Here is a 12359-nt window from a genome sequence, read left to right as displayed (position 1 = left end):
AACTTCTCGACCGCCCTGATCAGACCCAGGTTCCCCTCCTGGATCAGATCCAGGAAAAGCATCCCCCGGCCGACGTACCGCTTGGCGATCGACACGACCAGCCGCAGGTTCGCCTCGACGAGCTTGCGCTTCGCGACGTCGCCGTCACGAGCCACTGCCTCCAGGTCGACCCGCAACGCGACCGTCAGCCGCCGGCCGCCACCCAGCTTCTCGGCGGCGAACAGGCCCGCCTCGATCCGCTTGGCGAGGTCGACCTCCTCGGCCGCCGTCAGCAGCGGGACCTTGCCGATCTCCTTGAGGTACATGCGCACCGGGTCGGAGGTCGGCGCCTTCGCGTTGAGCGCCTCCTCCTCGCGGCGACGCCGGGCGAGCAGGTCGGAGGTCTCGGCGGAGTCGGCCCGCGGGTCGAGCACCTCGATGCCCTCGTCGTTCAGGAGCGTCAGGACCTGCTCGGCCTGCTCCTGCGGCAGCTCCGCGGCCTGGATCGCCACCGTGATGTCGTCGGTGGTGAGAAAGCCAGCCTCTTTGCCCCTGGTGATGAGATCCTTGATCTCCTCGACCTGGGCTACGCGCGGCAGGACGGTGGTCTGGGTGCGCATGGGTGGAATCTCGTCACTTCCTTCTCGGCGGGATCGACCCTGTTTCAGGCTGGTGGCCGACTGAGCGCGGGCCGGGTCACGGGCCACCGAGGCCCCGTTCCCGGAGCTCGCGTTTGTGTTGTTCCAGCGCTATGAGCTCGCCGTAGTCGCGGTTGAACGCCTCGGGGTCGGTGACCGGGTTGAGCCGCTGGACCCGCGACTTCAGCTCGGTGATCCGGCGGGTCACGGCGAGCTCCCTGACCCGGGCGATCTGGTTGCCGACGTAGCGGTCGTCAACCTCGTGATCGACGAGCATCGGTTCCACGGCGAGCGCGTTGACCAGGCGCATGACGGGCTCGTGCGGGGTCGCGGTGACGACCCTGCCCACCCAGGCCGGCACGTCCCCGGCCGCGGCGAGCCCGGCTGACACCCCACCGGCGGCCGCGATCGCCCCCAGCACCGCCCGGTGGTCCGCGAGGGTGAACACCTCGGGGTCGAGCTGGTCGAACACCGGCCCGGCCAGGCCCGGGTGCTGCAGCGCGATCTTGAGGGTCTCCCGCTCGACGATCACGGCCGCGTCGTCCGGCGCCGCGCCCGCCTGCGCGCGCCCGCCGGCCCGTGGCGCCGCGGGGCCGCCGGCCGCCGGCACGGCGCCGTCCCGGCCGGGCCGGCGGCCCGTCTCAGGAGCCGGCGCGGACGGGTGCTCGAAGACCCGGCGCAGCACGAAGGCCTCGTCGTTGAACCCGGTCCAGCGGTCGAGCTGGACGGCGTAGCGCTGCCGCAGCGACCAGTCCTTGATCTGGTTCACGATCGGCGCGGCCGCGTCGAGCGCGGCGATCCGGCCCTCGACGCTGTTGAGGTCGTGACGGGTGACCACGCCGCGCAGCGCGAACTCCAGCAGCGGCACCCGGGCCGCGACCAGCTCCCGCACCGCCGCGTCGCCGCGGGCCAGCCGCAGGTCGCACGGGTCCAGCCCCGTCGTCTCGACGGCGACGAAGGTCTGGGTGACGAACCGTTCTTCGTGCTCGAAGGCGCGCATCGCGGCCTTCTGCCCGGCGGCGTCACCGTCGAAGGTGAAGATGACCTCGCCGCGCTGCGCGTCGGAGTCCCACAGCAGCCGACGGATCACGCCGACATGGTCGGAGCCGAAGGCGGTGCCACAGGTCGCCACCGCGGACGTGACGCCGGCGACATGGCAGGCCATCACGTCGGTGTAGCCCTCGACCACGACGACCTGGTAGCGCCGGGCGATCTCGCGGCGGGCGAGATCCGCGCCGTAGAGCAGGCTCGCCTTCTTGAACAGTGGCGTCTCGGGGCTGTTGAGGTACTTGGGGCCGGCCTTCTCGTCGTCGTCGGCGAGGCGGCGGCCGCCGAACCCGACGACGTCGCCGGACAGGTCGCGGATCGGCCAGAGCAGCCGGTGGCGGAAGCGGTCGACCAGCCCACCGCGGACGCCCTGCTTGGCGAGGCCGCCGAGCACCAGCTCCTCGGCGGTGAACCGGCGGGCGAGCAGATGCCGGGACAGCTCGTCCCAGCCCTGCGGGGCATAGCCGACGCCGAAGTGGCCGGCCACCTCCGCGTCGAACCCACGGGCCGCGAGAAAGTCCCAGCCGGCCCGCGCCGGCGCCGTCGAGAGGTGCTCGGCGTAGAACTGGGCGGCGGCCCGGTGGGCGTCGAGCAGCCGCTGGCGCTGGCTGGTCACCGACCGGTTGGTCGTCCCGCCGCCCTCGTAGGTGAGGGTGACGCCGGCCTTGCGGGCGAGCCGCTCGATCGCCTCGGGGAAGCTCAGCCCGTCGATCGCCCGGACGAAGCCGATGACGTCGCCGCCCTGCTGGCAGCCGAAGCAGTAGTAGACGCCGGTCGAGGGCTTGACGTTGAACGAGGGCGTCTTCTCCTCATGGAACGGGCAGAGCCCGCGCAGGTTGCCGCCGCCGGCCGGGCGCAGCTGGACGTGCTCCCCGATGACGTCCTCGATGCGGGCCCGCTCGCGGATGAGGGCGATGTCCGCGTCGCGGATGAGTCCGGCCACCGATCCCTCCCGCGCATGCGGCACGGACCCCGCGGGGTCACCTTCACCCCGTTCGAGGCCCGGCCAGTCCTCGTCCCAGTCGCGCAACAGGTCCCGTTGCGGCACAGCTGGCGCGGGAGCTCGTGGCGACACCACCGCGCGACACCGACCCGGCTCTGTTTCACAGAACCGTGCCACCACGCGACTGCCGCTCACACAAGCACGACCCACGCAAGCCCTACAGGCCGATGGTACTTGTCCGCATCGCGACAGTACCGATCATGCCAGATCGATCGAGGCGACGGAGGGTCATCGCACTGGCCGTCCCGATATCCGGACGCCGCGGTACGGCTGGTACGGCCGATCCGCGAGGACCGACGGGCCAGACTGGCCGCCGCGAGGCGCCTCCAGGGCGCGACCACGGCCTAGAGGGCACGCGGAACCGGGCGGCCGAGCAGGGCGGCGTGCTTGCGGGTCGCGCTCGCGTCCGTGTAGCGCGCCACCTGGTCGATCACTATACGCAGCCGGGACGCGTCGTCCACGGCAGCGCTCCACGCGAGCCGCAGCAGCGGCTCGAGTGAGTCCGGCGCTCCCCGCACCGTCAGCTCGACGAGTTCGGCGACGACCTCGCGCTGCCGCGCCCGGCGCGCGTCACCGGAGCGCAGGCCGATCACGAAGTACCAGGCGACGCCCTTCAGCGCGACGCACTCGGCCCGGACCGCCGCTGGCACGACCAGGTCGGCCTCGTAGCGGCGCAGCGGGCCAGGGCCGAACCGTTCCCGGGTCGCCGTCCGGGCCGCCGCCGAGAACCGGGCCACCAGCTCGCTGGTCATCCGGCGCAGCGCGACCAGCCCCTGAACCGACGCGACGCTCGGCGCGCCCCACCAGGGCTGCGCCGCGAGACGGGCCAGGGCCGCGGCGATCTCGGCGGTGTCCGCGGCGTACAGGTCCCCGGTGTACGCGGCGAGCTCGGCCCGCCCGGCCGGCGACTGGATGGCCGCCAGGTCGACCAGTCCGCCGACGACGCCGTCCTCCAGGTCGTGGACCGAGTACGCGACGTCGTCCGCCCAGTCCATGACCTGCGCTTCCAGGCAGCGCCGGCCGTCGGGCGCGCCCTCGCGCACCCAGCCGAACGTGGCGGCGTCGTCGTCGTAGACGCCGTACTTGCGCGCGCTCAGGTCCGGCCCGGAGCAGCCCGACGCGGTGGCCGCGCCGGCTGCCGCGCCGGCCGGCGCCGTCGCGCCGCTCCCCCATCGCGTCCACGGGTACTTCAGGGTGGCGTCGAGGGTCGCCCTGGTGAGGTTGAGCCCACCGGAGACGCCGGCCTCGTCGACCGTCTTGGCCTCCAGCCTGGTCAGCTCGCGGAAGCTCTGGGCGTTGCCCTCGAAACCGCCACACGCCGCGGCGGCCACGTTCAGGGCCCGTTCTCCGTTGTGTCCGAACGGCGGGTGGCCAAGGTCATGCGCCAGGCAGGCCGCATCCACCAGGTCGGGATCTGCGCCAAGAGCGGCGGCGAGCTCGCGCCCTATCTGGGCGGTCTCCAGCGAATGCGTCAGCCTGGTGCGCGGAAAGTCGTCGTCGAGCGGGCCCATGACCTGCGTCTTTGCCGCAAGGCGCCGCAGTGCGCTGGAATGGAGCACGCGGGCCCGATCTCGGGCGAACCAGCCACGGTCGTCAGGTGTAGCCTTCGAACGCTCACTCAGGCGGCGTTGGCCATCAGCGTCGTCGTACCAGGTCATCGGGGACCGCACCACGAGGCCGAGCGTATGGGGCGATTGGCCTCCCCGGGGGCCTCGCAACGACGATACTTTGTGCCGCAACCTTTACATCTCGGCCCGGAGGCCCGCCGTGAACAACATCGTCAAGTATCTGATCATCGCGTTCGTGCTTTTCTTCGTGGTGACCCAGCCTGACAGTGCGGCCAGCATCATCACCAAGGGCATCGACGGCCTTCAGTCCATCGGTAACGGAGTGTCCAACTTCGTCACCCAGACGGCGCTCTAATCCCGCGCCGAGCCCGTGACCGGTCTGGGAGACTGTTGACGTGGTGAGACTCCGGCTTCCTGACCCCGCCAACCGCGACATGAAGTACCTGGCGTCCCAGGAGCAGCTCGTGTCGATGGTGCGGCTGCACTGGGCCGTCCTGCTGCGCGTCGTCGCCGAGACGGTCGGAGCGGTCGTCCTCGCCCTGGCGGTCAACATCTTCCTGTCGGTGCGAGGTGACGGCGCCTCGTTGGTGACCACACTGCTGTGGTACATCGCGCTGTTCATGATCCTGCGCGCCCTCTGGCGGATCACCGAGTGGCACATGGACCACCTGATGATCACCGACAAGCGGCTGGTGAAGGTGTCAGGCGTGTTCGTGCGCCAGGCGAAGACCATGCCGCTCAAGGCGATCACCGACATGACGTACACCCGGGACCCACTGGGCCGGGTCCTCGGCTACGGCGAGTTCAACGTGGAGTCGGCCGGCCAGGACCAGGCACTCAAGAAGCTGCCCTACATCCCGAAGCCGGACCAGGTCTACATCACCCTGCTGGACATGACCTTCATGGAGTCCCCCAAGCCAGCGGACGGTTAAGCCCGAGCCGGACATGACTGTGCCCCGCCGGAAGACGGCGGGGCACAGTCATGTCCGCGCTGGGGGCTGTGGGTTCCCTAGGCGAGCAGGGAGCGGGCGGCGGCAGCGATGTGCTTCGCCGAGATGCCGGCGAAGTCGAGGAGTTCCTCGGGGGTGCCCGAGCCGGGGAGGTCGGTGACCGCGAGGTGGCGCAGCTTCAGCGGGACGGTGCCGTCGGCGAGCGCCTCGGCCACCGCGCCGCCGACACCGCCCTGCGGCCAGTGGTCCTCCGTGACGACGAGCCGCCCGGCGGTCGCCCGCGCGGCCTCGGCCAGCGTGGCCGTGTCGACCGGCTTGACCGAGTAGAGGTCGATCACCCGCGCCGAGATGCCGTCGGCGGCGAGCAGGTCGGCCGCGGCGAGCGACTCGTGCAGGGTGACGCCCGCGCCGATCAGCGTGACGACGTCGGAGTCCGAGCGTCGTAGCACCTTCGAGCCACCGGGCGCGAACTGCTCGTCCGGGCCGTAGAGCACCGGGTAGGCGCCGCGGGTGGTGCGCAGGTAGCTGATCCCCGGCAGGTCGGCCATCGCGGCGACGAGCTTCGCCGTGCTCGGTCCGTCGCTCGGGTAGAGCACGGTCGAGCCGTGGACCGCGCGCAGCGACGCCAGGTCCTCCAGCGCCATCTGCGACGGGCCGTCGGGGCCGATCTCCACCCCGGCGTGCGAGCCGGACAGCCGGATGTTCGCGTGCGAGATCGCCGACATCCGGACGAAGTCGTACGCCCGGGACAGGAACGCGGCGAACGTCGACGCGAACGGCACGTAGCCCCGCACGCCGAGCCCGACCGCCGCGGCGACCAGCTGCTGCTCGGCGATGTACATCTCGAAGAACCGCTCCGGAGCGACCTTCTTGAAGTCCTCGGCGTGCGTTGAGTTGCTCACCTCGGCGTCCAGCACGACGACGTCGCCGCGGGCGGCGAGGGCGGCGAGCGCCTCCCCATAGGCCTTTCGGGTAGCCACCTTGGTGCCGACTTCCCAGGTCGGCAGGGTGACCGGGTTGTTCACCGGCGCGGCCGGCCGGGGCAGCGAAGGACCGGGCACCGGGCCGCGGACGCGCAGGTTCCGCTCGCCACCGAGCTCGGCGATGGCGCGCTCGGCCATGTCGGCCGGCAGCGGCTTGCCGTGCCAGCCCTCGTGGTCGGCGATCTCGCTGAACCCGTCACCCTTGATCGTCTTGGCGAGGATGACCACCGGGCCGTCGAAGCCGTCGGCCTCGGTGAGGGCGGCGTCGATCGCGTCGACGTCATGGCCGTCGATCTCGATCGTGTGCGCCCCGAAGGCCGCCGCGCGCCGGGCGTAGGTGTCCAGGTCCCAGCCGAGCTCGGTCGCGCCGCGCTGGCCGAGCCGGTTGACGTCGACGATCGCGACCAGGTTCGACAGGCCGTACACGTGCGCCTTGTCGAGGGCCTCCCACATCGAGCCCTCGGCCATCTCGCTGTCGCCGCACAGGACCCAGACCCGGTACGGGCTCTTGTCCAGGTACTTGCCGGCGATCGCGACGCCCACGCCGTAGGGCAGGCCCTGTCCGAGCGACCCGGTCGCCACGTCCACCCAGGGCAGGATCGGCGTCGGGTGGCCCTGCAGCCGCTGGCCGAACCGGCGGTACCCGGTCATCAGCTCTTCGTCGCTGACGACGCCGACGGCCTTGTACACCGAGTACAGCAACGGGGACGCATGCCCCTTGGAGAAGATCAGATGGTCGTTGGCCGGGTCCTTGGGGTTGTCCCAGTCATAGCGCAGGTGACGGGCGACCAGGACGGCCAGCAGGTCCGCGGCGGACATCGACGACGTCGGGTGCCCGGAGCCGGCCGACGTGCTGGACCGGATCGAGTCAACCCTCAGCTGCGCCGCCAGCTCGCGAACCGTCTCCAGATCGGCGATGCCCGCCGCTTCGGACACGGGACTTGCCACGCCTGCCTCCTCCACCGCGACCCCGACGGGTCCTCGGTGGCCCGCCGTCGGTCGTCGCAACTTTCCGGCCTCTTGGCGATCTTTTCTTTGGTGATCTGTCCTGGCGATTCCGAACCGTACCAGCGTCACGATCGGCTTCCGGCCCGTCGAGACCACGGGTCTGCGTCACATCCCCCGGGTCGCGCCAGGCTGGATCAGCCGGGGCAGGCGTTCGACCGGCACCGCCAGCGCGGGATCCGCGTCCAGCCGCGACGTGCGTCCCGCGCACGGTGACCAGCGAACCACACCGCGCCGCCGGGGCAACAGCCCCCGACGGCGCTTTGTTGCGGCCGACACCAAATGGCCCCGACGGGTTTGACGGACGGTCAGACCGCGGGCCGGCTGACGCCCGACGGCGTGGCGCGGTGGAACATCTCGTAGAAGCGGTAGCCGATCGCCTCCCGGATGACGTACCGGACCTGCGTCTCCAGACCCCGGTTCGCGGGTCCGGTGACGGTCGGTGAGCTGTGCGCCGTCAGCCCCAGGTCACGGGCCATGGCGACCGAGCGCAGGCTGTGCCAGCGGTCGGTCACGATCACTGCTCGCCGCAGGCCGCGGGTGTTCATCTCCCCCGCCACCCCGATCAGCGACTCCAGCGTGTCCCGCCCCTCCGGCACGGCGAGCACCGCGCTTGTCGGTACTCCCTGCTTCTCCAGATATGTCGCGCCTACACCGGCCTCGGTGTAGTGGTCGCCGGGAATCTTGCCGCCGACGGTGATCACCAGCGGTGCGACGCCGGCCCGGTACAGCTCGGCCGCGTGGTCGAGCCGAGCCTGGAAGACCTCCGAGGGACGGCCGTTGTACTGCGACGCACCCAGCACCACCAACGCGTCCGACCGCGGACGCTGGTCCTGCACGCCAGCCCACCACACCTCGCCGATGGTCACCAGCGAGAGGACGACGAACACCGCGACGACGGCCAACACGGCGCGGGTCACCCACAGCCACCAGGGCGCCCGCAGGCCGTGCAGCAGCCGCGGGCGGCGGCGGCGTCCGGGACCGGGGTCGTCGGACGGGTCGACCGGCGGGTCGGCGACGGCGGCCGGCCCGGCGGAGGGCGTGGCAGACGAGGAGGACGTGGCGGCGGCGCGCGAGCCGCGGCCACCGAGTGCGCGGAATGCTGAGCTCATCCGAAAGGGACCCTAACGAGGTGGAAGCACCATCCAGGACTGGCACACCCGGCTCTCGACTCTGGCGAGGGAGCCGCCAGCCTGCGTCGGATGGTCCACACGCCCCAGCCTTCCCCACTCACTGGGCCGTCATCCCAGACGCACCGGACATTCCTGCCGGGACCAGGCCCGTCGATTACATGAACTTCCGGTGACAACGCCCGCCGCAGTCGTCTCCCGGACATCCCGGCCGCCGGGATGTCTGGCACGATCCGCCTCAAATGATCGAGCAGACGTCACTGGACGCCGCGGCGTCCCGGGAGGGGACGAGCCCCTCCCCACAGCAGACAAGGGGGCGGCCGGGTGGCTACGAGTCGCCGTAACGGCCGCGTGATCGGCCCGGTGCTCGCCGTCGTGCTGGTGCTCGGGGTGATCGGCCTCGCTGTCATCCCACGGCTGGTCGGCGGCGGGCACGGCGCGGGCGGATCGAGCGGGCCAAAGACGGTGCGGGTGCTGGCCGGGTCCGAGACCGCGCCCTACCTCAACGACCCGAAGGTCGCCGCCCGGCTGGCCACCGAGGGCTACAAGCTGGTCGTCGACACCGCCGGATCGCGCGAGATCGTCAACCGGAAGCTGACCGACTACGACATCGCCTTCCCGTCGAACGCGACCCAGGCCGAGCAGATCCGCCAGAAGCAGGGCGTGACCCGGGCCAGCTACACCCCGTTCTCCACGCCAATGGCGATCGCGACGTTCACCCCGATCGAGCAGCTGCTCGCCACCGCCGGGGTCACCCAGACCGACAAGAGCGGCACGACGTTCTTCGACATGAAGACCTATCTCGATCTGGTCGCCAAGAAGACCCGCTGGTCGCAGCTGAAGGGCAACACCGTCTACCCCACCGACAAGTCGGTCCTGATCAGCTCCACGGACGTGCGGACGTCCAACTCGGCCGCGCTCTACCTCGCTCTGGCGTCCTACGTCGCCAACGACAACAACGTGGTCACGGACCCCGCGAAGGCGACGACGCTCGCCGGCACGCTCGCGCCGCTGTTTCTGCTCCAGGGCTTCCTCGACTCGACCACCCAGGAGCCGTACGGCGACTACCTGTCGATCGGGATGTCCAAGACGCCGATGGTCATGATCTACGAGTCCCAGTTCCGCGCCAGCGAGTTCGCGAAGGACGGCTCGATCACGGGCGGCCGGGTGCTGATGTACCCGAGCCCGACGATCTACGCCAAGCACACGGTCGTCCCGCTGACCGAGGCCGGCGACGCCGTCGGCCGGCTGCTGACGACGGACCCGGAGCTGCAGGACCGGGCCGCGTTCTTCGGCTTCCGCACCGCGGATGTGGCTCGGATGACCAGCAGCTCCAAGCAGGCGACGGTCACGGTGCCACCCGAGCTGGTCAACGTCGTCGACCCGCCGACCCAGAACATCTCGGAGACGATGATCACGCGCATTGACACGCTCTACCACCAGGGATCCGGCGGATGAGCCTCCTCGCCCGCCCGGCCGCGGCCGGCCGGGCCGTTGCGCCCAACTGGCTTCGGACACGAGCGCGCGCCACGCGGGCTGCCGGCGCCGTCACGGTCCTGCTGGCCCTCGCGCTCGCCGCCTGCACCCAGAGCTCGGGCGGCACCGCCACGAAGGCCACCACTCAGCCGCCGAGCAAGCCGGGAACGCTGCGCGTCCTCGCCGGCTCGGAGCTGTCCGACCTGGAACCGCTGCTGCCGGACTTGAAGAAGGCCACCGGCATCACCGTCACCCTGAGCTACACCGGAACGCTCGACGGCGCCGACCGGATCCTGCACGGCACCGCCGGCGCCGACGCGGCCTGGTTCTCCTCGGACCGCTACCTGCGGCTGCTGCCCGGCGGATCGGCCAAGGAGCTCGCCCGGAACCCGGTGATGCTCTCCCCCGTGGTGCTCGGGGTGCGTACCCCACTGGCCACGCAGTTCGGCTGGACCGGTGACACGAAGGTGACCTGGGCCGACATCGCCGCGAAGGTGGCCTCCGGCCAGCTCACGTACGCGATGACGAACCCGGCCGCGTCCAACTCCGGCTTCTCCGCGCTCGTCGGCGTGGCCGCGGCGTTCGCCGGCACGGCGGACGCGCTGCAGGCCTCCGACATCCGCCCGGACGCGCTGAAGAGCTTCTTCTCCGGTCAGGTGCTCACCGCCGGCAGCTCGGGCTGGCTGACGGACGCCTTCGTCAAGGCCGCGCCAGCCAGTGTCGGCGCGATGATCAACTACGAGTCGGTGCTGCTGTCGTTGCAGCGTTCGGGCGCCGCCGGCCCACTGACGATCATCCGGCCGAGCGACGGAGTGATCACCGCCGACTACCCGATGGCGCTACTGGCCGACAACCGCCGGGACGAGTACACCCGGGTGGTGGACTGGCTGCGCTCGCCGCAGGTGCAGCGCCGCATCCAGGACCAGACCGGCCGGCGCCCGGCCGTGCCAGGCGTGCCGCTGGACTCCCGGTTCGGCACCCGGGCGCTGGCAGAGCTGCCGTTCCCCGCCACCGAGCAGGTCGCCGACCAGCTGCTGGCCGCCTACCTCGACCAGTACCGCCGGCCCACCCGCGCGATCTACGTCCTGGACACGTCGGGCTCGATGGAGGGCCCACGGCTGGCGGCCCTGCAGCAGGCGCTCACCGGTCTCACCGGGGCGGACGACAGCATCTCCGGCCGGTTCGCCCGGTTCCGCGCCCGTGAACAGGTCACGATCATCGCGTTCAACGACAAGGTCACCGCCACCAGGCAGTTCACGGTGAGCGACCCGACCCCGGGCTCGGCCGACCTCAAGGCAATCTCCGACTATGGCGCCGCGCTGCGGGCCGGCGGCAACACGGCGATCTACTCCGCGCTCGACGCCGCCTACACGACGGCCGCCACCGGGATGAAGGCGGACCCGAGCGCGCTGACCTCGATCGTGCTCATGACCGACGGCGAGAACAACCGGGGCCTGGACTCCGCCGGCTTCCTGGCTCGCTACAACACCCGGCCACCGGACGTCCGGGGTGTGCGCACCTTCGCGGTCGACTTCGGCGACGCGGACCGGGCCGCGCTCACCCAGATCGCGACCAGCACCGGCGGCGCGGTCTTCGACGCGACCGCGCCGGGCGTCTCCCTCTCCGACGTGTTCCGGGAGATCCGTGGCTACCAGTAGGCGCCGCGTGCGCGACCAGGCGGGCGGAGACGAGCAGCCGGACGGCACGAGCCGGCGCAACCCGCTGGTCGGCTGGCTGACCTCGGGGCGCAACGCCTCGGGCAGCCTGGCCGGCATCGCCGGGGTCATGCTCGGCGTGACCGGCGTGGTGCCGGCACCGTGGTGGCCACTGGGTGTCGGCGCGCTGTACGCCGCCGGGGCGCTCGTCTTCCCGAGCCGCAGCGCCGCGACACCCGCTGAGGAGCCGTACGACGACCGGGTCGACGTCGCCCGGCTGCGCGCGGCCGTCGACGCCCGCCAGCACGCTCTGATCGGCCGGGCGCCGTCGGAGGTGATCAAGGAGGTCGACCAGCTCGCGACCACGTTGGGCGAGCTGTTCGACCGCCCGGACCTGCTGCGCCGGGGCTCGCCGGAGGCCTTCGTGATCGAGCGGCTGGTCGACGACTACCTGCCGACGGCGCTGGACGCCTACCTGAGCCTGCCGCGGGCCTTCGCCGGCAGCCATCGGTTGCCCGACGGCCGCACCCCGCGGCAGGTCCTGCTCGACCAGCTCACGCTGCTCGACCAGGTGGCCAGGGAGGCGACGGAGGCCGCGAGCCGGGACGAGGCCGACCGGCTGCTGGCCCACGAGCGCTTCCTCGCGGACCGGTTCGGCCCGCACGCCCTGGACCTGTCGGTCCCCTACGCGGACGCCCCCGAGCCGCCGGCGAAGGGCGGGACTGTCGCGCAGGGTGGCCAGCTGGACTGATCGCACCGGGAAAGCCGACCGGGAAAATGAAGACGACGCCGTCCGCGGAACTCGGGGGGTGTTCCTGGGCGACGTCGTCTTCCCAAGAGTAGCAAACAGTCCCCCGAGTGGGCCGAAGTCTGTCCCCCGAACAGCGGACGCCGTTCGGGGCGTTCGGCCCCCGGCCCCGATCCT

General features: G+C 71.5%; 10 protein-coding genes. 5 read left to right on the top strand and 5 right to left on the bottom strand.

What is annotated here, in order from left to right; genetic code table 11:
• From I6A60_RS29910 to I6A60_RS29900, 3 genes are all read right to left on the bottom strand, one after another.
• Window positions 1-599: sigma-70 factor domain-containing protein (locus I6A60_RS29910; RefSeq protein WP_305038683.1), on the bottom strand; the 599-nt coding region annotated here is incomplete at its 3' end.
• Between the two features lie 76 nt (window positions 600-675).
• The gene (gene dnaG / locus I6A60_RS29905; protein WP_203012313.1) at window positions 676-2607 is read right to left on the bottom strand and encodes a DNA primase; all 1932 of its coding nucleotides are present in this window, start codon (window positions 2605-2607) and stop codon (window positions 676-678) included.
• Between the two features lie 404 nt (window positions 2608-3011).
• Window positions 3012-4325, bottom strand: coding sequence for a deoxyguanosinetriphosphate triphosphohydrolase (locus tag I6A60_RS29900; protein ID WP_203012312.1), 1314 nt, complete (start codon window positions 4323-4325; stop codon window positions 3012-3014).
• 109 nt (window positions 4326-4434) lie between these two features.
• Between I6A60_RS29900 and I6A60_RS29895 the strand changes: the two genes are divergently transcribed.
• On the top strand, window positions 4435-4590 hold the full coding sequence (locus I6A60_RS29895; RefSeq protein WP_013423378.1) for a hypothetical protein: 156 nt from the start codon (window positions 4435-4437) through the stop codon (window positions 4588-4590).
• Window positions 4591-4630: 40 nt separating this feature from the next.
• Window positions 4631-5167, top strand: coding sequence for a PH domain-containing protein (locus I6A60_RS29890; protein WP_013423377.1), 537 nt, complete (start codon window positions 4631-4633; stop codon window positions 5165-5167).
• A gap of 77 nt (window positions 5168-5244) precedes the next feature.
• On the opposite strand, the gene I6A60_RS29885 is transcribed toward I6A60_RS29890, so the two are convergent.
• Together I6A60_RS29885 and I6A60_RS29880 are read right to left on the bottom strand one after the other, a co-directional pair.
• Entirely contained in the window at window positions 5245-7116 is a 1872-nt protein-coding gene (locus I6A60_RS29885) for a transketolase (RefSeq protein ID WP_203012301.1), read from the bottom strand.
• Between the two features lie 365 nt (window positions 7117-7481).
• Window positions 7482-8285 (bottom strand): YdcF family protein, encoded by an 804-nt coding sequence (locus I6A60_RS29880; RefSeq protein WP_203012300.1) that lies wholly within the window; start codon window positions 8283-8285, stop codon window positions 7482-7484.
• A 342-nt stretch (window positions 8286-8627) separates the two neighbouring features.
• On the opposite strand from I6A60_RS29880, the gene I6A60_RS29875 reads away from it, so the two are divergent.
• From I6A60_RS29875 to I6A60_RS29865, 3 genes are read left to right on the top strand one after another with little or no spacing between them, the layout of a single operon-like run.
• Window positions 8628-9761 carry a hypothetical protein gene (locus I6A60_RS29875; RefSeq protein ID WP_203012299.1) on the top strand — a complete coding sequence of 378 codons (1134 nt, stop codon included), beginning with the start codon at window positions 8628-8630 and terminating at the stop codon, window positions 9759-9761.
• Window positions 9758-11437 (top strand): substrate-binding domain-containing protein, encoded by a 1680-nt coding sequence (locus tag I6A60_RS29870; RefSeq protein ID WP_203012298.1) that lies wholly within the window; start codon window positions 9758-9760, stop codon window positions 11435-11437. Before I6A60_RS29875 ends, I6A60_RS29870 begins: the two co-directional genes overlap by 4 nt.
• Entirely contained in the window at window positions 11424-12185 is a 762-nt protein-coding gene (locus I6A60_RS29865; protein WP_203012297.1) for a hypothetical protein, read from the top strand. The genes I6A60_RS29870 and I6A60_RS29865 overlap by 14 nt, the downstream gene beginning before the upstream one ends.
• Window positions 12186-12359: the final 174 nt, after the last annotated feature.

The organism is Frankia sp. AgB1.9, from assembly GCF_016786355.1.
Lineage (GTDB): Bacteria > Actinomycetota > Actinomycetes > Frankiales > Frankiaceae > Pseudofrankia.
The sequence above is the reverse complement of the archived record's forward strand: the minus strand, read 5'-3'. Positions and strand labels throughout refer to the sequence as shown.

Coding starts and splice junctions, on each gene's coding strand:
- I6A60_RS29900 (WP_203012312.1), bottom strand. CDS start 4,325: ATGACCTGGTACGACGACGCTGATGGCCAACGCCGCCTGAGTGAGCGT.
- I6A60_RS29880 (WP_203012300.1), bottom strand. CDS start 8,285: ATGAGCTCAGCATTCCGCGCACTCGGTGGCCGCGGCTCGCGCGCCGCC.
- I6A60_RS29870 (WP_203012298.1), top strand. CDS start 9,758: ATGAGCCTCCTCGCCCGCCCGGCCGCGGCCGGCCGGGCCGTTGCGCCC.